The following is an 18,410-nucleotide window of genomic DNA, read 5'->3' on the forward strand; positions in this document are numbered from 1 at the left end:
CTCACGATGCCACGCTCAGCGACAGTGCGAACCGGCCCTCCGTATCGGTCCACCAGTGGGTCAACTCCAGCCCGGCCTCCGCCAGTTCGGCGGTGACTCCGTCCCGGCGGAACTTCGCCGACACCTCGGTGCGCAGCTCCTCGCCCGCGGCGAAGTCCACGGCGAGGTCCAGCGCGGGCACCTTCACGGTCTGCGCGGTACGGGAGCGCAACCGCATCTCGATCCACTCCCGCTCGGCGTCCCACAGCGCCACGTGGTCGAAGGCGTCCGGGTCGAAGTCGGCGCCGAGTTCACGGTCGACGACGGCCAGCACGTTCTTGTTGAACGCGGCCGTCACCCCGGCCGCGTCGTCGTAGGCCCGCACCAGCACCCGCTCGTCCTTGACGAGGTCGGTGCCGAGCAGCAGCCCGTCGCCCGGCGCGAGCAGGGAGCGCACGGAGGCCAGGAACTTCGCGCGCTCGTCGGGCAGCAGATTGCCGATCGTGCCGCCGAGGAACGCCAGCAGCCGGGGCCCGGGAGTCGCGGGCAGGGTCAGCGGGGCGGTGAAGTCGGCGATCAGCGCGTGCACCTGGAGATCCGGGCGCTCCTCGACCAGCGCCTGCCCGGCCTGGGTGAGGGCGCTCTCGCTGACGTCGACCGGGACGTACGCGGCGGGCGCGAGCGCGTCGAGGAGATGGCGGGTCTTCTCCGAGGAGCCCGAACCCAGCTCGATCAGCGTGCGGGCGCCGCTCGCCGCCGCGATCTCGCCGGACCGGGCGACGAGGATCTCCCGCTCGGCGCGCGTCGGGTAGTACTCGGGCAACTCGGTGATCTGTTCGAACAGTTCGCTGCCGCGGGCGTCGTAGAACCACTTCGGCGGCAGCCACTTGGGCTGGACGGTGAGGCCGCCACGGACGTCGGCGCGCAGTGCGGCGTCCGTCGCGTCCTCGGGAAGAGTGCGGGTGACGTGCAGGGGGCTCACGTACAAGGCTCCTTTGATGATGGGGGTCCCCCCGGTCGAGCGGAGTCGAGAGTGGGGGAGGACGCCGGATCGTCCAGCGAGGCGAGCAGCACGCCGGCGCGGCTCGCGGTGAGCACGGTGCGGTCGGGGACCTCCTGCCAGAGCGGGTCGTCGTCGTAGGGCTCGGAGGCGACGACCGCGCTCCGGCCGGGCTCCGTGCGGTACCAGAGGCTGTCGCCCCAGGCGGTGGCGGCGATCGTGGCGCCGTCGGTCAGCAGCAGATTGAGCCGGGAGGCGGGGGCCGCCTCGGCCAGCTGGCGAACCGTTTCGCCGAGGGCCGTACCCAACTCGTCTCCCGCCCGCAGCCGGTGCAGGACCAGCGCCCAGACGAACGCCGAGTCGGTACGGGCCTCCAGCGCCAGCAGCTCGACCGGGGGCAGCCCGGACATCAGCGGGGCGGCCGAGTCCGGCCAGCCCGCGACGGCCCCGTTGTGGCTGAACAGCCACCGCCCGGACACGAAGGGCGCGGCGGCCGCCTCGGCGTCCGCGCCCGCCAGTGTCGCGTCCCGTACGGCGGCCAGGACGGCGCCGGAACGCACCACCCGGGCCAGGTCGGCGAAGGACAGGTCCGCCCAGATCGGCCCGGCCCGCCGGTAACGCGCCGGGACGGGATCGCCCGGGGCGTACCAACCCACGCCGAAACCATCGGCGTTGACCGTCCCCGAAGCCTGCCGCTGCGGCGCCCACGACTGGCGCACCAGACTGTGCGCAGGCTCGGTGAGCACCTGCCCGATGGATGTCTCCGGCCCCACATAAGCGATGTGACGGCACATCAGACAGCCTCCGAGCGGGCGGTGCGGAACCCGGAGAAGATCTGCCGCCGCATCGGATAGTCCCAGTTGCGGAACGTGCCCCGGCAGGCCACCGGGTCCACCGCGAACGAACCGCCGCGCAGCACCTTGTACTCGGGGCCGAAGAACACCTCCGAGTACTCCTTGTACGGGAACGCCTGAAAGCCGGGGTACGGCAGGAAGTCGCTCGCCGTCCACTCCCACACGTCACCGATCAACTGCCGTACCCCGAGCGGTGATTCACCGGCGGGATAACTCCCGGCGGGCGCCGGGCCCAGGTGCCGCTGACCCAGGTTGGCGTGCTGCGGTGCCGGATCGGTGTCGCCCCACGGGTAGCGCCGGGAGCGGCCGGTGGCCGGGTCGTGGCGGGCGGCCTTCTCCCACTCCGTCTCGGTGGGCAGCCGCCGCCCGGCCCAGCGGGCGTAGGCGTCGGCCTCGTACCAGCACACGTGCAGCACCGGCTCGTCCGGTACGACCGGCTCGGTGACCCCGAACCGGCGGCGCAGCCACTGCCCGCCCTCCCGGTGCCAGAACAGCGGGGCCGTGATCGAGTGCTGCCGGATGTGCGCCCAGCCCTCCGGGGTCCACCAGCGCTCGGTGTCGTAGCCGCCGTCCTCGATGAACGCCTGGTACGCCGCGTTCGTCACCGCAGTGGTGTCGATCCAGAACGGCGCCACCTCCCGCACATGCGCGGGGCGTTCGTTGTCCAGCGCCCAGGGCTCGCTGGAGGTGCCCATCGTGAACGGGCCGCCGGGCACGAGGACTTCGGCCGGACCGGTGAACGGTGGCGCCGGCTCGGGATCGGGGGCGGTCAGCGCCCGCGGCCCCCTTCTGAGCTGATGGGTGATCAGCATCGTCTCGTCGTGCTGCTGTTCGTGCTGGGCGATCATCCCGAAGGCGAAGCCGGCCTCGGTCAGCCGGGAGCCGCCGAAGTCGGCGCCCTCGAGCAGATCCATCACCCGGCCGCGCACCTCGGCCGCGTACTGCCGGGCCTCGACGGGCGGCAGCAGTGGCAGCGAGGGGCGCTCGGCGCGCGGATGCTCGAAGGCGTCGTACAGGCCGTCGATCTCCGGTCGCATCGCCTCCCGGCCGCCCACCGCCCGCAGCAGCCACAGCTCCTCCTGGTTGCCGATGTGCGCGAGGTCCCACACCAGCGGGGACATCAGCGGGGAGTGCTGGGCGGTGAGGTCCGGGTCCTCGACACAGCTGGTCAGCAGCGTGGTCCGGGCACGGGCGGTGGTGAGGGAGGCGAGCGCGCGCTCGCGCAGCGTCTCGGTGCCGGCCTCGGGGGTGGTCACATGCGGTTGCTCGGGGGCGGTCATGTGCGGATGTCCTTCCTCCGTCGGTCGGCGGGGGTGCCCCCGGTGCGGCCGGACCCGGACGCGTCCAGGCCGCGCCGCAGATCCAGCAGGTCGTCGGCGGGGCAGCGGCCCCGGGCGACGTAACGGTCCCGGTACGCGGCCACCGCGTCGGTCACCTCGGCGGTGGCCCCGAGCCGGGGCAGCGCCTGAAGTGCCGCCGCGAAACACACGTCGGCGACCTCGCGCAGCTCCGGATCGGCGAGCCCGTACCGGGCCGCGTCGGTCCACAGCGGGTTGTGCGGGGCCGGCAGCCCCAGGGAGCGTTCCGCGAGCCGCTTCACGCTCCGGTACGCCGTCTCGGCGGCCTCCGGGTCGTCGAACAGCGCCGCCGTCACCGCGAGCGGCACGATCCAGCCGTCCTCGCCGGGCTGCGCGTCGATCATGCGCAGCTCCAGATGACCGCGCGGCCGGACCGGCGGGAACAGGGTGGTCAGGTGATAGTCCAGGTCCGCCCGGGTGGGCGGCCGGGGTGCCCCGGAACGGGTCCACTCCCGGAAGGTGAGCCCCTCGGGCACCTCCCACGGCCCGCCGTCCCGGCGGACGCACATCACCGGCGCGTCCAGCACATGCCGGGCCCAGGCGGCCCGTGGGACGCCGTCCAGCGGGGGAGCGCCCGCCCGGCCGGCGCCTATCTCCATCCACAGCAGCTGCCGGGTGGACAGCCAGCCCGTCGGCTCCCGCCCCATCAGCGGGGAGTTGGCGAACGCGGCCACCAGGACCGCGCCCAGGTGATGCGCCAGCCACCAGCGCCGCACATGCCCGAGCGGGCCGGGCTCCTCCTGCCCGGCGTCCACGCACACCTGCACGGACGCGGAGGCGCACATCATGTGCCGGCCGGCCGGACCGGTACGGTCCAGGCAGATCTCCATGGCGTCGTAGCGCGGCTCGTGCAGGAACCGGCGCGGGGTGTGCCAGGGTTCGTGGCCGATGCCGACGAGGGTGAGCCCGTCCTCGGCGAGGACACCGCGCACGGTGTCCAGATCGGCGGAGACGGTACGGATGCACTCCATCAGGGAGGCGGCGGGCGGCGAACTCAGCTCCAGCTGGCCGCCGGGCTCCACGGTGAGCGGCGACCGCAGGGGTACGGCCCGCAGGGCGGCGTAGGCCGCTTCGAGTCGTTCGGGTGTCACGGGGAGCTGCGGGGTGTGCAGCTCGTGGACCAGCCACTCCAGTTCGACACCGAGCGCGCGGGGCGGCCCGGTCTTGAAGCAGATGCCCTTGACCAGGGCCTCCACCTCGGCTTCGGTGACGGCGGTGCGGTGCTCGGTACAGTCGCCGCCGTCGCTCTTCGAGTCGGACATGTCGGGATCCTCCTGAGATTCCACCATGCCAGCGGCCCGGTTTGTCCCAGGGCCGGGCAGGCATGCGTTCCACCCAAGACCCTCGAGCCGATTCGCACAAGGGTGCCCCACCGGACGTTCCGGTTCGGTCATCTCCGTTTCCGTATGCGTTCTCCGGGCCGTTGGGGGGTGGGGAAAACTCCGTTGCGGCGCATCACCAGCATCGCCCAGGATGCGTACATGAGCACGACGGGGGAGACCGCACAGGCGGTGGTCAGGGCGTCCACGGGGGTGGCGCCGTGAGCGCGCGCCTGCGCGGGATCGCCGCGGAGACGGAACAGATCGTGGCCGCGGGCCGGTACCGCGCGCCGGACGGCCGCGAGGTCTCGCTCGCGGCGCAGATCGAGGCGGCGCGGGCGGGGACGCGGATGTTCGGCCCGGAACCGGTTCCCGTTCCGGAACCGGTTTCCGTAGGCCGATCGGGTGGGGCCGGTGTCTCCGTTGCCGGTGCCTCCGTCGCCGAGGGCACTGTCGCCGAGGGCACCGTTTTCGAGGTCACCGGCGAGAGCAGCCTGGAGGCCGCCCGCCGGCTGGCCGGTGCTCCGGTCGCCGTGCTGAACTTCGCCTCGGCCCGGAATCCCGGCGGCGGCTATCTCAACGGCGCGCAGGCCCAGGAGGAGGCCCTGTGCCGCGCCTCCGCGCTGTACACCTGCCTGCTCACGGCCCGCGCCTTCTACGACCACCACCGTGCCGACCGCGACGCCTTCTACACGGACCGGGTGATCCACTCACCGGCCGTCCCGGTCTTCCGCGACGACCGCGGCCGGCTGCTGGCCGAGCCGTACCGCGTGGGCTTCCTGACCGCGGCCGCCCCCAACGCGGGCGTCGTACGGCGTACGGCGCCGGAGCGCGCCGCCGGTCTGCCGGGCGCCCTGGCGGTCCGTGCCGAGCGGGTGCTGGAGACGGCCGCCGCCCACGGCTACCGCCGGCTGGTGCTCGGTGCCTGGGGCTGCGGAGTGTTCCAGAACGACCCGGCGCAGGTCGCGACGGCCTTCCGGCAACTGCTCGGCCCCGGCAGCCGGTTCGCCCACACCTTCGACCACGTCGTGTTCGGGGTGCTGGACCGGACGCCGGGAACGGCGGTGCGGGAGGCGTTCGCCCGGGTGTTTCCCTGAGGCGCCTGGGCGTTTCCTCGAGGCACCGGCCGGTCAGGTCCAGCCGTAGCGCTCGTGCAGCCGCCGGCGGACCAGGTCGAAGCGCATCCGGTCCAGCGCGCACGCCTCGCGGCGCATGCCCTCCTCGTGCAGCCGCAGCACGCGGTCCACGTCCACCCAGGAGTCCCGGCCCGAGCGGTCCCACGGCCCGTTGCCGATCGCCACGTAGTCCCGGTCGCCGTCGTGCCGCTTGCTCGTCAGCTGCACGGCGAGGAAGGTGCCTTCGGCCTCCCGGGCCACGACCAGCACCGGGCGGTCCTTGCCCCGGCCGTCGTTCTCCTCGAAGGGCACCCAGGTCCACACGATCTCGCCGGGGTCCGGGTCGCCGTCGTGGGCCGGGGAGTACTCGGTGCGCACCCGGCCGACCTCGTGCGGGTCGGCCTCGGTGGTGGCGTGGGGGCCGTAGCGGCCGGGGACGTTCTCTTCGGTAAACGTGCTCACGGGGGCACACCCTAGCGGTCGGCCGCCTCCCGGCAAGGGGCGTCCGCTGTGCGGGTGTTGTGCAGGCGGGCGTCCCGGTCAGGCGTCGGGGCGGGTGCCGATCCGCATGCCCGGGCGGCGGCGGTGCACGGTGACGTAGGTCAGCCCGGCCGCACCGGCGGTGATACTGCGTGCGGCGCCGTGCGGCAGCCAGGCCAGGGCGCCCTCGGCCAGCGGCTGCGATGCGTCGGAGGGACCCGCGCCGAGCACGCCGTCACCGGCGATGACGAGGAGCATCACATCCAGCTGTGGCTCCGTGTGGGCCGTGACCTGCCGGCCGGGACCGAGCCGTACGACGTTGGCGTCGAGCTGGCGGCCGCTCTCGGTCAGCTTCCACAGCACCCCGCCCGGCAGCGGCGGGGCCTCGGCCAGGGCCCGGGTGTCGCACAGCACGCGTGGGCCGGGCGCCGTGGCGGCGATCGGCCCGGTGTTCCTCGCGGACGGCGACGTCATCTGCTGTTCCTCCGTCGCTCTCGGGTCTTCCGCTTTCCCTGCTGAATCCGTGAAGGTCCATTTTACAATTAACACATGTAGGATTCGTGAAAAATGAGCGCAGGTGAGAGCGGAGAGGGGGCCGGAGATGACCACACGGGAGAGCCCACGGCGCCGGGAGGTGCTGGACGCGCTGCGTGCCGCACCCGCGCCGCTCGGTGTCGCGGAGACGGCGCTGCGGCTGGGCGTCCACCCCAACACGGTCCGGTTCCATCTGGACGCCCTGGCGGCCGAGGGTCTGGTCGAGCGCCGTACCGTACGGTCCTCGGGGCCCGGCCGGCCCCGCACCGTCTACACCGCGCGTCCCGGCATGGACCGCGGCGGCATCCGGGACTACCGGCTCCTCGCCCGCGTCCTGCTCAGCCGGTGGGCGGCCGCCGACCCGGCCGAGGCACGCGCGGAGGCGATGGAGACCGGCCGTGCATGGGGCGGCTACCTGGTGGATCCACCGCCCCCGTTCGAGCGGCCGACGGCCGAGCACTCGATGGCCGCGCTCGTCGCCCTGCTGGACGAACTGGGCTTCGCCCCACAGACGGAGGCAGCGGACATGCCCGGCGGACCGCCGCGACGGATCCGGCTGCGGCACTGTCCCTTCCTGGAACTCGCCGAGGAACACGGCCGGTTGGTCTGCCCGCTCCATCTCGGCCTGATCCAGGGCGCGTTGGCCCGACTGGACGCGCCCCTGACCGCCACCGCCCTGGAACCCTTCGCCGAACCGGACTCCTGCGTGGCCCACTTGGCCGGGACCACGGCCGCCTGACGGAAGCGACGAACCCCATCCCACCCGCCGGCCCCCGGCGGAGAAAGGCCCCCGCACATGAACGCCACGTCCGCCGCCCTCGCCGGTGCCGTCACCTTCGTCTGGCTCGGGATGGTGCTGGCGATCTCCTTCCTCGAGGCCCCGCTGAAGTTCCGTGCACCGGGCGTCACGATTCCCGTCGGCCTGGGCATAGGCCGGCTGGTCTTCCGGGCGCTGAACACCGTGGAGGCCGCCCTGGCGGTCGTGGTGATCGCCGCAGCGGCCGCGGGCGGCGCCCCGGCCCGGGTCACCGGGCTGACCGCGGCCGTCGCGGTGCTGCTCCTCGCACAACTGGCAGTCGTCCGGCCCGTCCTGAACCGACGCTCCGACCGCGTCCTCGCCGGCGAGGAACTGCCCCGCTCCCGCAGCCACCTCTGGTACGTGGCGCTGGAACTCCTCAAGGTGGCCGCCCTGATCGGCCTGGGAGTCGCCCTGCTCGCGGTGTGACCAACCCTGGGCGGGCCGGTCACGTAAGGTCGTCCGCCGGGAGCCCGCCAGGGCGGTTCACATCGACGGGGGAGACACGGCATGCCCACGCCTGATGAGATCTGGGCGGCAGCCGACCTGCCCGCACGGCGGCTCGCCGGGCTCGCGCTCAATCCGTCCGCGGCACCGGAGGTACTGCTCCGGCTGCTCGCCGAAGGCCCGCTCGCCGTACGGATGGTGCTGTGCCGGGACCGTGATCTGCCCGGCGCCGTCGTGGACGCCGTGGTCGAGCATCCCGACCCGCGCACCCGGACGTTCTTCGCCGTCAACCCCCACGTCGACCCGGCCCAGCGGGCGTGGCTGGTGGACGACCCGGAGTGGCTCGTGCGCGGCAACCTCGCCGACGGGCCCCGGTGCACCGAGCCGGACCGGCCCCGGCCGCTGCCCGACGCCACCGTGGTGCGCATGCTCGTCACGTACGAGGCCGAACTGCTGTGGTCGCTGTACCGGCAGACGTCCGCCGAGCTGATCTGTTCGTTCCCCACCCATCCGGTCGCCGAGGTGCGCCTGCAGGGGGTGTTCGGCTGGAACGGGCTGTCCGACGACCAGCGGGCCGCGCTGCTGGCGGACCCGGACGAGCGCGTGCGGGAGGTGGCGCGGGCGTATGCGCGGCACGACGATCCGGCGTGGGTGGAGAGCGCGCTGCCCGAGCGCCCCTGCCACGCCCGCACCCGTCTGCTGCTCCACTCGGCGCTCAGTCGGGCCGTCGTGGACGGCGTCCTGACCGCACCGGCCGGCGCGGACGACAAGGCGATGATCGCCCGCAATCCCACGCTGCCGCCCGACGTGGTGACCGTTCTGGCCGCCGACCCGGACCCGAAGGTGCGCGAGGAGATCGCCGGCCGCGCGGACCTGGGCACCGCCGAACGCCACGCCCTGGTCGCTGACCCCGACCCGCGGGTCCGCCGGACCGTGGCCCGCCATCCGGACCTCGGCCCCGGGGAACGCCGTGCCCTTGCCGTGGACCCGGACCCGCGGGTACGGCTTGCCGTGTCCGTCCATCCGGCCTTCAGCGAGGAGGAACGGGCGCGCATCGACTACACGGTCCCGACAGACGGCAGGTTCGGTGCCCGGGGCCGGTACCGGACGCCCCGCGACCCGGAAGCCGTCCGCCGGGACGCACTCTCCGGGCACCCGCTGCTGCGCCGGGAGGCCGCGACGGACCACACGCTCCCGGCCGACCTGGTGGCCCGCCTGGCGGAGGACGAGGATCTCGGCGTCCGCGTCCTGCTGGCCCAGAACCACCCGGACGCCCCGGCGGCCCTGCTGCTGCGCAGCTTCCTGGAGTACACCGGCCCCGAGCGCGCCCGCCTGACCACCCGGCCGAACTTCCCGCGCGCCGGGCTGGCCGCGTACGCCGATCACGCCGACCCGCAGGTCCGTGCCCTGGCCGCCCGCGACCCGGACACCCCGCCCGCCACCGTGGCCCGCCTCACCCGCGACCCCGACCCCCAGGTCCGCACCGCCCTCGCCCGCCACCCATACCTCCCGCCGACCCGTCTGGCAGAACTCCTCGCCGGTGAAACGGACGCCGACCTCGCCCACGCGGCCGCCGCGAACCCGGCACTGCCCCCGGCCACGATCGACAGACTCCTGGCCACAGCAGGCCGGGGCCCCTGGTGACCCCGCCCGCCCCGACCCGCCCGGCCATGACCGACGGCACTCTGCCACGCCCCACGGTGGCGCCACAGCGACTGGCCCCGGCCCAGACCGACGGCCCCTGCCGCGACCGACGGCCCTCGCTCCGGCCAACGGCCGTTGCCCCCGGTCGGCGATCCCCACTCCACCCCACAGCCCCCACCCACCCAGCCAACGACCTCCATCCCGCCCCGGACCCCGCGCGAGCATGAAGCTCCGTCACACCGTCGGAGCGCCCACCACCGCCTCCGGCGGCCACCGCTCGTGCCAGCGCAACTCCCGCTCCACCTGCGCGGCGAGGGAGATCAGCCGGGGCTCGCTGTCGGCGGGGCCGAGGAGTTGGGCGCCGATCGGGAGGTCGCCGTCGACGAAGCCGGCGGGTATGTTCACGCCCGGCCAGCCCAGCACGTTCCACGGCCAGGCGTAGGGGCAGGCGGCGATCATCGCGCGGTCGGTGGCCAGCCCGCCCAGCCGGTGCAGGGCGCCGATCCGGGGCGGGGGAGCGGCCGTCGTCGGGGTCAGGATCACGTCGTACGTCCCGAAGAAGCGGCCGACGCGGCGGTGCAGTACCGCCTCCGCGCGTCGGGCCGCCCGCAGCGGGGCACCGCCGAGCAGCCGCCCGAGCCGGGCCGCGTCCCGGGTGCGTGGGTCGAGCAGTGCCGGGTCGGGAGCCTCGCGGACGTGCTCGGCGTTCCCGGCGGTGGCGCGCGGGACGAAGGTCAGCCCGATCTGCCCGTACGGCGGATCGGCCTCCTCGACCACATGCCCCAACGCGGCTAGTTTGTCGGCGAGTTGGAGGATCCGGGCGCGGATCCGGGGGTCCAGCCGGGCCGGTACGGCGGTGAACGGCGGCTTCAGGGACAGCGCGATGCGCAGCCGGCCCGGGTCGCGGCCGACCGCGTCCGCCACCGTCAGGGCGGCCGGCCGGTGCGGGTCCCGGGCGTGGTTGCCGCTCGCCGCGTCCAGCAGCAGGGCCGCGTCGGCGACCGTACGGGCGAGGGTGCCGTTGACCGTGATGCCCTGGAAGGACTCGCCGCGCGGCCAGGTCGAGATGCGGCCGCGCTGCGGCTTGATGCCGATCAGATGGGTCCACGAGGCCGGAATGCGCACCGAGCCGGCGCCGTCGGAGCCGAGCGCGGCGGGCACGAGTCCGGCGGCGACGGCGGTGGCCGAACCCCCGGACGAGCCACCAGGGGTGTGCCCGGTGTGCCACGGGTTGCGGGTGTCGCCGAACGCCGGCCCCTCGGTGAACGGCCACTGGCCCAGCTCACACGTGTTGGTCTTGCCGACGATCACGGCACCGGCCGCGCGCAGCCGCCGTACCGCCTCGCCGTCCGCGGCCACCGGCGGGAAGTCGCCGCGGCAGCCGAACGCGGTCGGCTCGCCCGCCACGTCCATGTCGTCCTTCACCGCCACCGGCACCCCGAGCAGCGGGCGCCGCACCCCGGCGGCCAACTCCCGGTCGGCGGCGTCCGCTTCGGCGAGCGCGGCCTCGGCCCGTACGATCCGGAACGCGTTCAGCGTCGGCTGCGCGGCCTCGATCCGGGCCAGCGCCCGCTCCACCAGAGCCCGTGAGGTCACCTCCCCCTCGGCGAGCGCACACCTGCTCTCGGCGAGACCTGCGGCACGGTCGGGCGGCATGGCGAGCACCTCCGGGCGGCTCCGGGCACGATGTCTACCGAACGGTAACGTCTGGACGGGAACCGTCGTACGGGTTTCGCCCAGGTGTCCTGATCCGGGTCCCGGGTGTCCTGATCCCGGTCCGGGCGCGCAGGTGCCGGACCAGGCCCAGCGCGGTCAGTACGGCGGTCAGTGCGCACACCCCCGGCCAGCCCCACCCCGCGTACGCCCGGGCGCCCAGCCAGGAGCCGAGGCTGCCGCCGAGGTACGCGCAGGTCATGTAGGCGGTGTTGAGGCGGCTGCGGACGTCCGCGCCGAGGGCGTAGATCCGCACCTGGTTGGCGACCATGCCGGACTGCATGCCGACGTCCAGCAGCAGCGTGCCCGCCACGAGGCACAGCAGGCCGGGGCCGCCGCCCAGGCTCCCGAGGGCGAGGACCCCGGCCGAGGCCGCGACCAGCAGGAAGCAGCCCAGGTTCACCACGTCCGCGCCCCGCCGGTCCACCAGCCGGCCCGCGTACGGCGTGACGACCATCGTCACCGCGTTGACCAGCGCGAGCAGCCCCACCGCGGCCGCGCCCAGCCCGTACACCGGGCCGGCCAGCAGCAGCGCCACCCCGGTCCACACGGCGGAGAATCCGGCGAACACCGTCGCCTGGTAGAAGGCGGAGCGGCGCAGGTCGGGTTCGGTGCGCAGGAGGCGGAGCGGTGCGGCCAGCAGGCGGGGGTAGCTCTGCCGGGTCGGCGGGGTCAGGCGCGGGAGCGTCCGGGACAGCAACAGCGCAACCGCCAGGGTGAGGACGGCCGCGAGGACGTACGGCGCCCGCCAGCCCAGCCGGTCGCCGAGGGCGCCGCCGGCCGTGCGGGACAGCAGCATGCCCGCGAGGGAGCCGCTCAGCAGCGTGCCGCCGACCACGCCCCGCCGTCCGGCCGGGACCAGCCCGGCCGCCAGTGGCCCGGCCAGCGGACCGACCACCGTGGCCGCGCCCACCAGCACGCTCGCCGCGAGCAGCGCCGGCAGCGCGGGCGCGGCGGCCGCCGCGGCGAGCCCGAGACCGGTCACCGTGAGCAGGGTGACCAGCAGCGGGCGGGGCGGCAGCCGGTCGCCGAGCGGGACGAGCAGGAAGATGCCGGCCGAGTAGCCGAACTGGGTCGCTGTCACCACCCCGGCCGCCGTACCCGGGGAGACGCCGAGGCCCGTCGCCGCGAGCGGGACGACGGCCTGCGGGAAGTAGACGTTGCCGACCGCGACCCCGCACGCGACGACCAGCAGCGGAATGAGCCACCGGGTACGCTGCCCGGTGTGGTGATCCGTCATGGGCGGAAGTCCACGGCACACGCGGGCCGTTGCCAAACGATGTAGGCGGGGGCTAAATGATCAGCATCGTGCTGGGGGTCGACGACCTCGCCGACACCCGGTTCGCGATCTCCCCGCTGAGCCAGCTGATGGAGAGCCTGCGCGTGCTGCGCGCACCCGCCCTGCACCCCCTGCACCGCGGCTGGCGCCAGGCCGTGCTCCCCGCTCTCGCCCCCGCCGACCTGCCCCTGCTCTTGGCTCTGGTCGGTCCCACCCTGGCCCTGCCCGACTTCCTCACACCCCGCCCCACCGCCTACGCCCCCACGCCGGCCGAGGAGTTGACCGCCGTACGGGCCACGCCCCCGGACGTCGTACGACGCGACCTGCTCGCCGCGCACGCCCCGCGCCCGCTCCCGGGCGCACTGCGGCAGGCCGGCGCCGCCGGGGACGGACCGGTCCTCGAACTCCTCGACGCCATCTGTGAGTTGCTGCTCTGCTACTGGGAGACGGCCCTGCTGCCGCACTGGCCCCGGATCCGGCTCGTCCTGGAGGCCGACATCACGCACCGCGCGGGACAGCTGGCCACCGGCGGCGCGCGCTCGCTCTTCGCCGGACTGCACTCGAACCTCGGCTGGCGCGACGGTGTGCTGACCGTGGACAAGATGATCGGCCGGCACGCGGTGGAGGGCGCCGGGCGAGGACTGCGGCTGGTCCCCTCGGTGTTCGCGCACAAACCGGCGCCCCCGATCAGCGCCGAGGCCCCGCCCATGCTCGCCTATCCAGGCCGCGGCACGGCGACGCTGTGGGAACCCCCGCCCGATCCCGGCGCCTCCGCCCTCGTCCAGCTGCTCGGGGCGCCCCGGACCACCCTGCTGCGCCTGCTCGCCGAGCCCCTGCCCACGGTCGAACTCGCCCGCCGGCTCGGCGTCACCCCGAGCGCCGTCTCCCAGCACCTGCGGATCCTGGACGCCACCGGCCTGGTCACCCGAGCCCGGGACGGACGACGGGTGCTGTACCGGCGCAGCGAGCTGGCCGAACGGCTGGTGTCGGGCGACCCGCCCGCGCACGGTTGACGTCGAGCACGCTTCAGCGGCTAGCGTCGGCGATCTCTACGGTCTCTATGACCTATGCGACGTACGACGGTCAGCGCGGACGGAGACGGCCATGCGTGTGGGTGTGCACATCAACCGGTTCGACCATCCCGGGGGCGGGCCGGCCATCGGTCCCGAACTCGCCGCCACCGGTGCCGCGGCCGAGGCGGCCGGGGTGCGGTGGCTGTCGGTGATGGACCACTGGTTCCAGATGGAGTTCAACGGCGGCGCCGAGGCCCCCATGATGGAGGCCTACACCACGCTCGGCTATCTCGCCGCCCACACCTCCAGGGTCCGACTCGGCGCCCTGGTCACGGGGGTGACGTACCGGTACCCGGGTCTGCTCGCCAAGATCACCACCACGCTCGACGTGCTGTCCGGCGGCCGGGCGACGCTCGGCATCGGCGCCGCCTGGTACGACCGCGAGCACCACGGCCTCGGGGTGCCCTACCCGGCGCTGGCGGAGCGGTTCGAGCGGCTGGAGGAGACCCTGCGGATCTGTCTGCAGATGTGGGACCCGCACAGCGACGGCCCCTTCGAGGGGCGGCACTACCGGCTCGCGGAGACCCTGTGCGTGCCCGCCCCGGTGAGCAGCCCCCACCCGGAGATCATGATCGGCGGCGGGGGCGAGCGGAAGACCCTGCGCCTGGTGGCCCGGTACGCCGACGCGTGCAACATCATCCCCTCCTCACCCGAGGAGATGCGGCACAAGCTGAAGGTGCTGCGCGGCCACTGCGAGAGCGTCGGCCGGGACTACGACGGCATCCGCAAGACCTTCGTCTACACGGGCGAGCACACCACCACGGGCGACCTCGACGCGTGCCTGCGGGACATCGAGGGCTATGCCGGGCTCGGTGTCGACACCGTGGTCCTGGCCCCGCGGCTCCCCGGGACCGCCGCGTGGATGGAACGGTTCGCGGCTCCGGTGGTGGAGCGGCTGGCCGGGCTCGACTGAGCCGTTTCCGCGCACGAGAGAGGGGCCGGAGTGCGACTCCGGCCCCTTCACGGGATGCCCGCGGCTCAGGCGGCCGCGGTCTCGCCCACGTTGCCGTGCAGACGGGCGACGACCTCGGTCAGCTGGGCGGCGACCTCGTTGTCGTCCACCGGGTGGGTCTCGGCGAAGCGGGTCAGGGAGCCCGGGATGGACAGCTTGATGTCCTCGACCACCTTGCCGCCGGCGATGCCCACGGCCTTGCGGGCCTCGTCCTGCGCCCACACGCCGCCGTACTGGCCGAACGCGGTGCCGATGACGGCGACGGGCTTGCCACCGAAGGCGCCGGCGCCGTACGGGCGGGACAGCCAGTCGATGGCGTTCTTCAGGACGGCCGGGATGGTGCCGTTGTACTCGGGGGAGAACAGCAGGAAGGCGTCGGAGGCCTGAGCGGCCTCACGCAGCTTCGCGGCGGCGGCCGGGACGCTGCCCTCGACGTCGGTGTCCTCGTTGTAGAACGGGATCTCGGCCAGGCCTTCGTACAGCACGACCTCGGCGCCCTCGGGAGCGAGCTTGACGGCCGCCTCGGCGAGCTGGCGGTTGTGCGAGCCGGCGCGGAGGCTGCCGACGAGCGCGAGGATGCGAACAGACATGGGAACTCCAAGGGGGCTGAAACATCGCTGTTACGATCCGGACCGGGGTCCGTTTAAGTTTGTATCACTCTAAGCGGACCGCGGTCCAGTTTTGTTCCCGATGCTTTACGCTGGCTTCATGTCCGCCGCGCTGCCGCCCTTCCCGACGCCCGAGGAGCCCTTCGACACGCCTGAGTTGCTGCAGGTCGCACCCTCCGCCGAGGAGCCGTGCCTGCGAGCCGACGCGGCCCGCAACCGGGCCGCGCTGCTCGAGGCCGCCGCCCGGCTGATCGCCGAGCACGGCGTGGCCGGGGTCACCATGGAGGCCGTGGCCGCGGCGGCCAAGGTGGGCAAGGGCACGGTCTTCCGCCGCTTCGGCGACCGCACCGGGCTGCTGATGGCCCTGCTCGACCACTCCGACCGGCAGCTCCAGGCCGACTTCATGGGCGGCCCCCCGCCGCTGGGCCCCGGGGCGCCGCCGCTGGACCGGCTGCGGGCGTTCGGCGTGGCGGTGCTGTACCGGTCGGCCGAGCGGCTCGAGCTCCTCCTGGCCGCCCAGCCGGAACCCACCCGCCGCTTCTCCCACCCGGCGTCGCGGGCCCTGCGCACACACGTCGCGATGCTGCTGCGGCAGATCGTGCCCGACGCCGACTGCGAGCTGCTGACCCACACGCTGCTGGCCTCGCTCGACCCGGCCCTGATCCACCACCAGACCCGGCAGTGCGGGATGCCCCTGGAGCGGCTGGAGGGCGGCTGGACCGACCTGGTCGCCCGGGTGACCCGCACGGAGCCGCTCCGCTGAGGGCGGTCAGCCGGCCGGTGTGGCCGTGAACATGTCGAGCAGACCCTGCGGGGCGTCGGCCCGGAACAGCAGGGCGGCACTGTCCGCGGAATCCTGCGCCGACACCTCGGCCCGCCGGAACATCCGCTCCTCGTAGGCCGCCAGCGCCGTCTCGGTGTCCCCGGGGTGCGCGGCCAGCGCGAGGCCCAGTTCGGCGCCGTCGATCAGTGCCAGATTGGCGCCCTCGCCCGCGAACGGCGACATCAGATGGGCCGCGTCCCCGAGCAGCGTGACCCCGGGGACCCGGTCCCAGCGGTGCCCAATCGGCAGGGCATGGATCCGCCGGGGCACCAACGGCCCGTCGGCGTCGGCGACCAGCGCCCGCAGGCTCTCTGCCCAGCCGTCGAACTCCTTCAGTACGGCCGCCTTCGCCGCGTCCGGGTCGCCGAAGTCGATGCCGTCCAGCCAGTCCTCCGGCGCCTCGACGGCCGCGTAGACATGCAGACTGCCGTCGCTCTCACGGTGCCCGAGAAAGCCCCGGCCCGCGCCCAGCGCGAACAGCATCCCGCCGCCGGCCACCCCTGCGCTCACGGGGTGCCGCAGGTCGGCCTCTTCCAGGTCCGCCTCGACGAACGACACGCCCGTGTACGCGGGTTGGGCCGGGGAGAGCAGCGGGCGGACCCGGGACCAGGCGCCGTCGGCGCCGACCAGCAGGTCCGTGGTGAACGCGGTGCCGTCGGCGAGCGTCACCGCGTGCCGGCCACCGCCCAGCGGGCGCGCCCCGCTGACCTTGGCACCCCAGCGGACCGTGTCCTCGGGCAGCGACCCGAGCAGCAGCGCGCGCAGCTCACCCCGGTCGATCTCGGGCCGCCCGCCGCTGCCGTCGTCACCCTCGGCCAGCCGGACCGTGCCGTACCGGTCCAGAACCCGCATGGCCTGACCCCCGGGATGGACACGCTCCAGAAACTCCTCGTACAGCCCGGCGGCCCGCAGCGCTTCCTGCCCGGAGTCGTCGTGAATGTCGAGCATGCCGCCCTGCATCCGGACACTCGGCGAGGCGTCCAGCTCGAACAGGGCGACCTCGACGCCGTGTACATGCAGCACCCGGGCCAGCACAAGCCCCCCGAGCCCCGCACCGACGACGGCTATGGGGTGGTGGGGGAGGGGAGAGGCGGCGTGCGAGGGGCTGGTCATGGTGGGCTCCTGGTGGGTGGGTCGGACGGGTGGGCTGTGGGGCCGACGGGGTGGCGGGGCGCCGGACACGAAAGCCGGCCACGCGGCGCACCGCCTGGACGGCGGGCCGAACGGCCCCCGGACCGGGTGGACCGGCCGGCGGCGGGTCGGCCGTCCGCCGTGCCGCACAGCCGCCGACCCGGCGGGTCGGCGTGGTGGTCCGGTGGTGGGTTGGTGTGGGGCTGTGCCGGCTCGTCGGCTGGGGTGGGTCGGTCGGGTGGTGGGCCGGACAGGCGCGGGATCGGCGGGTCGGCGGGTCGGCGTGGTGGGTTGGTGTGCGGGGCGGCGACTGCCCGTCGGACGGGGTGAGTCGGTCGTACCGTCGCCGGATCGCCGGATCGCCGGATCGCCGGATCGCCGGATCGCCGGATCGCCGGGTCGCCGGGTCGCCGGGTCGCCGGGACGGCTGGGTGGCTCGGTGGCGGTGTCGGTGTGCAAGGCCGCGACAGTCCGCCCGCCCACCGGACGGTGCGGGTCGGTTGGGTGGTGGGTCGTACAGTCGCGGGATCTGGGGGTCGCCGGGTCGGCGCGGCAGCCCGGCGTGTGGCAAGTCGCCTGGCGTGGGCCCGTGGACCCCCGGCCGTGTCAGTCCGGTACGGCGGTTCGCTCGATGCCGTTGAGCAGGGTCCGGAAGGCCCATGACAGGCGGGCCTCGGGGGTGCCGGAGAGCAGGGCGTCGGCGCTGGACGCGATGTGCGGGTGCGTGTCGGCGGGTGCTGCGCGCAGGGCGCGGGTGAGGGCCTGCCAGTCGCCCGGGGGCTCCTCCCCGGCGTGCTCGGCGGCGGTCGCGGTGGCGTGCTGGAGCAGCAGGTCGACGCCCCACGCCGCCTGTGCCCGCGGCACCCCGCCCTCGTGCAGCAGCCCCAGCAGGGTCTCGATGAGCCGCAGATAGTGCGGGCCGCCGGGCCACGAGGTCAGCGCCGAGCGGGCGAGGCTCGGGTGCTCCAGCAGCACCGCGGTGTACGCGGTCAGGACCTTCTCCAGCCGCTCCCGCCAGGTGCCCTCGGCCGGGGCGGGCCCGATCGTGCCGAGCAGCTCGTCCAGGACGGCCGCGTGCAGCTCGTCGGTGTTGCGGACGTACACGTACAGCGAGGCCGGGCCGGTGTCGAGCTCCTGCGCGAGGCGTCGCATGGTCACCTTGCGCAGCCCTTCCGTCCGCAGGATCGCGACGGCGGTGGCGACGATGCCCTCCCGGGTGAGGGCCGCCTTGGCGGGGCGCTCGCGGCGGGAGCGGGGGGAACCGGGGGAATCAGGGGAATCGGCGGTCATGGGTCCATCGTAACG

At 74.3% G+C, this 18,410-nt stretch carries 18 protein-coding genes; 7 read left to right on the forward strand and 11 right to left on the reverse strand.

Going from position 1 to position 18,410, the window contains the following annotated elements:
- Position 1 precedes the first annotated feature (1 nt).
- The 4 genes from egtD to egtA are packed head-to-tail and all read right to left on the reverse strand — an operon-like array spanning position 2 to position 4,453.
- Positions 2-961: an L-histidine N(alpha)-methyltransferase gene (egtD, locus tag ACH47Z_RS26620; RefSeq protein ID WP_399077821.1), complete on the reverse strand. Its 960-nt coding sequence runs from the start codon at positions 959-961 to the stop codon at positions 2-4.
- On the reverse strand, positions 958-1,773 hold the full coding sequence (gene egtC / locus ACH47Z_RS26625) for an ergothioneine biosynthesis protein EgtC (protein ID WP_399077823.1): 816 nt from the start codon (positions 1,771-1,773) through the stop codon (positions 958-960). Before egtC ends, egtD begins: the two co-directional genes overlap by 4 nt.
- The gene (gene egtB, locus ACH47Z_RS26630) at positions 1,773-3,113 is read right to left on the reverse strand and encodes an ergothioneine biosynthesis protein EgtB (RefSeq protein ID WP_399077825.1); all 1,341 of its coding nucleotides are present in this window, start codon (positions 3,111-3,113) and stop codon (positions 1,773-1,775) included. Before egtB ends, egtC begins: the two co-directional genes overlap by 1 nt.
- Positions 3,110-4,453, reverse strand: a complete 1,344-nt coding sequence (egtA, locus tag ACH47Z_RS26635) for an ergothioneine biosynthesis glutamate--cysteine ligase EgtA (protein ID WP_399077827.1) — start codon at positions 4,451-4,453, stop codon at positions 3,110-3,112. The genes egtB and egtA overlap by 4 nt, the downstream gene beginning before the upstream one ends.
- 278 nt (positions 4,454-4,731) lie before the next feature.
- On the opposite strand from egtA, the gene ACH47Z_RS26640 reads away from it, so the two are divergent.
- Positions 4,732-5,607 carry a TIGR02452 family protein gene (locus ACH47Z_RS26640; protein ID WP_399077829.1) on the forward strand — a complete coding sequence of 292 codons (876 nt, stop codon included), beginning with the start codon at positions 4,732-4,734 and terminating at the stop codon, positions 5,605-5,607.
- A 33-nt stretch (positions 5,608-5,640) separates the two neighbouring features.
- On the opposite strand, the gene ACH47Z_RS26645 is transcribed toward ACH47Z_RS26640, so the two are convergent.
- Both ACH47Z_RS26645 and ACH47Z_RS26650 read right to left on the reverse strand, forming a co-directional pair.
- Positions 5,641-6,087, reverse strand: a complete 447-nt coding sequence (locus tag ACH47Z_RS26645) for a type II toxin-antitoxin system PemK/MazF family toxin (RefSeq protein ID WP_399077831.1) — start codon at positions 6,085-6,087, stop codon at positions 5,641-5,643.
- 78 nt (positions 6,088-6,165) lie between these two features.
- On the reverse strand, positions 6,166-6,579 hold the full coding sequence (locus ACH47Z_RS26650) for a hypothetical protein (protein WP_399077833.1): 414 nt from the start codon (positions 6,577-6,579) through the stop codon (positions 6,166-6,168).
- 127 nt (positions 6,580-6,706) lie between these two features.
- Between ACH47Z_RS26650 and ACH47Z_RS26655 the strand changes: the two genes are divergently transcribed.
- The 3 genes from ACH47Z_RS26655 to ACH47Z_RS26665 all read left to right on the forward strand — a co-directional run bounded on the left by ACH47Z_RS26655 (position 6,707) and on the right by ACH47Z_RS26665 (position 9,526).
- Positions 6,707-7,378 (forward strand): helix-turn-helix transcriptional regulator, encoded by a 672-nt coding sequence (locus ACH47Z_RS26655; protein WP_399077835.1) that lies wholly within the window; start codon positions 6,707-6,709, stop codon positions 7,376-7,378.
- A 57-nt stretch (positions 7,379-7,435) separates the two neighbouring features.
- A complete protein-coding gene (locus ACH47Z_RS26660; protein WP_399077839.1) occupies positions 7,436-7,864 on the forward strand; it encodes a hypothetical protein in 429 nt (142 codons plus the stop codon).
- Positions 7,865-7,945: 81 nt separating this feature from the next.
- Positions 7,946-9,526 (forward strand): hypothetical protein, encoded by a 1,581-nt coding sequence (locus ACH47Z_RS26665; protein ID WP_399077841.1) that lies wholly within the window; start codon positions 7,946-7,948, stop codon positions 9,524-9,526.
- A 234-nt stretch (positions 9,527-9,760) separates the two neighbouring features.
- Here ACH47Z_RS26665 and ACH47Z_RS26670 read toward each other — a convergent pair whose 3' ends face one another.
- Together ACH47Z_RS26670 and ACH47Z_RS26675 are read right to left on the reverse strand one after the other, a co-directional pair.
- Positions 9,761-11,182, reverse strand: a complete 1,422-nt coding sequence (locus ACH47Z_RS26670) for an amidase (protein WP_399077843.1) — start codon at positions 11,180-11,182, stop codon at positions 9,761-9,763.
- A 34-nt stretch (positions 11,183-11,216) separates the two neighbouring features.
- The gene (locus tag ACH47Z_RS26675; RefSeq protein WP_399077845.1) at positions 11,217-12,479 is read right to left on the reverse strand and encodes an MFS transporter; all 1,263 of its coding nucleotides are present in this window, start codon (positions 12,477-12,479) and stop codon (positions 11,217-11,219) included.
- A gap of 56 nt (positions 12,480-12,535) precedes the next feature.
- Here ACH47Z_RS26675 and ACH47Z_RS26680 point away from each other — a divergent pair, with 56 nt between their 5' ends.
- Complete coding sequence (locus ACH47Z_RS26680) at positions 12,536-13,531, forward strand: ArsR family transcriptional regulator (protein WP_399077847.1); 996 nt, start codon at positions 12,536-12,538, stop codon at positions 13,529-13,531.
- 91 nt (positions 13,532-13,622) lie between these two features.
- On the forward strand, positions 13,623-14,504 hold the full coding sequence (locus ACH47Z_RS26685) for an LLM class F420-dependent oxidoreductase (protein ID WP_399077849.1): 882 nt from the start codon (positions 13,623-13,625) through the stop codon (positions 14,502-14,504).
- A 65-nt stretch (positions 14,505-14,569) separates the two neighbouring features.
- On the opposite strand, the gene ACH47Z_RS26690 is transcribed toward ACH47Z_RS26685, so the two are convergent.
- Positions 14,570-15,133, reverse strand: a complete 564-nt coding sequence (locus tag ACH47Z_RS26690) for an NAD(P)H-dependent oxidoreductase (protein ID WP_399077851.1) — start codon at positions 15,131-15,133, stop codon at positions 14,570-14,572.
- Between the two features lie 100 nt (positions 15,134-15,233).
- Between ACH47Z_RS26690 and ACH47Z_RS26695 the strand changes: the two genes are divergently transcribed.
- Positions 15,234-15,914: a TetR family transcriptional regulator gene (locus ACH47Z_RS26695; protein ID WP_399077853.1), complete on the forward strand. Its 681-nt coding sequence runs from the start codon at positions 15,234-15,236 to the stop codon at positions 15,912-15,914.
- Between the two features lie 6 nt (positions 15,915-15,920).
- Here the strand turns inward: ACH47Z_RS26695 and ACH47Z_RS26700 are convergent, their stop codons facing one another.
- On the reverse strand, positions 15,921-17,087 hold the full coding sequence (locus tag ACH47Z_RS26700) for an FAD-dependent oxidoreductase (protein ID WP_399077855.1): 1,167 nt from the start codon (positions 17,085-17,087) through the stop codon (positions 15,921-15,923).
- 624 nt (positions 17,088-17,711) lie between these two features.
- A complete protein-coding gene (locus ACH47Z_RS26705) occupies positions 17,712-18,395 on the reverse strand; it encodes a TetR/AcrR family transcriptional regulator (RefSeq protein ID WP_399077857.1) in 684 nt (227 codons plus the stop codon).
- Positions 18,396-18,410 lie beyond the last annotated feature (15 nt).

It is taken from the genome of Streptomyces sp. NPDC020192, assembly GCF_044388685.1.
In the GTDB taxonomy this organism is placed as follows: Bacteria; Actinomycetota; Actinomycetes; order Streptomycetales; family Streptomycetaceae; genus Streptomyces.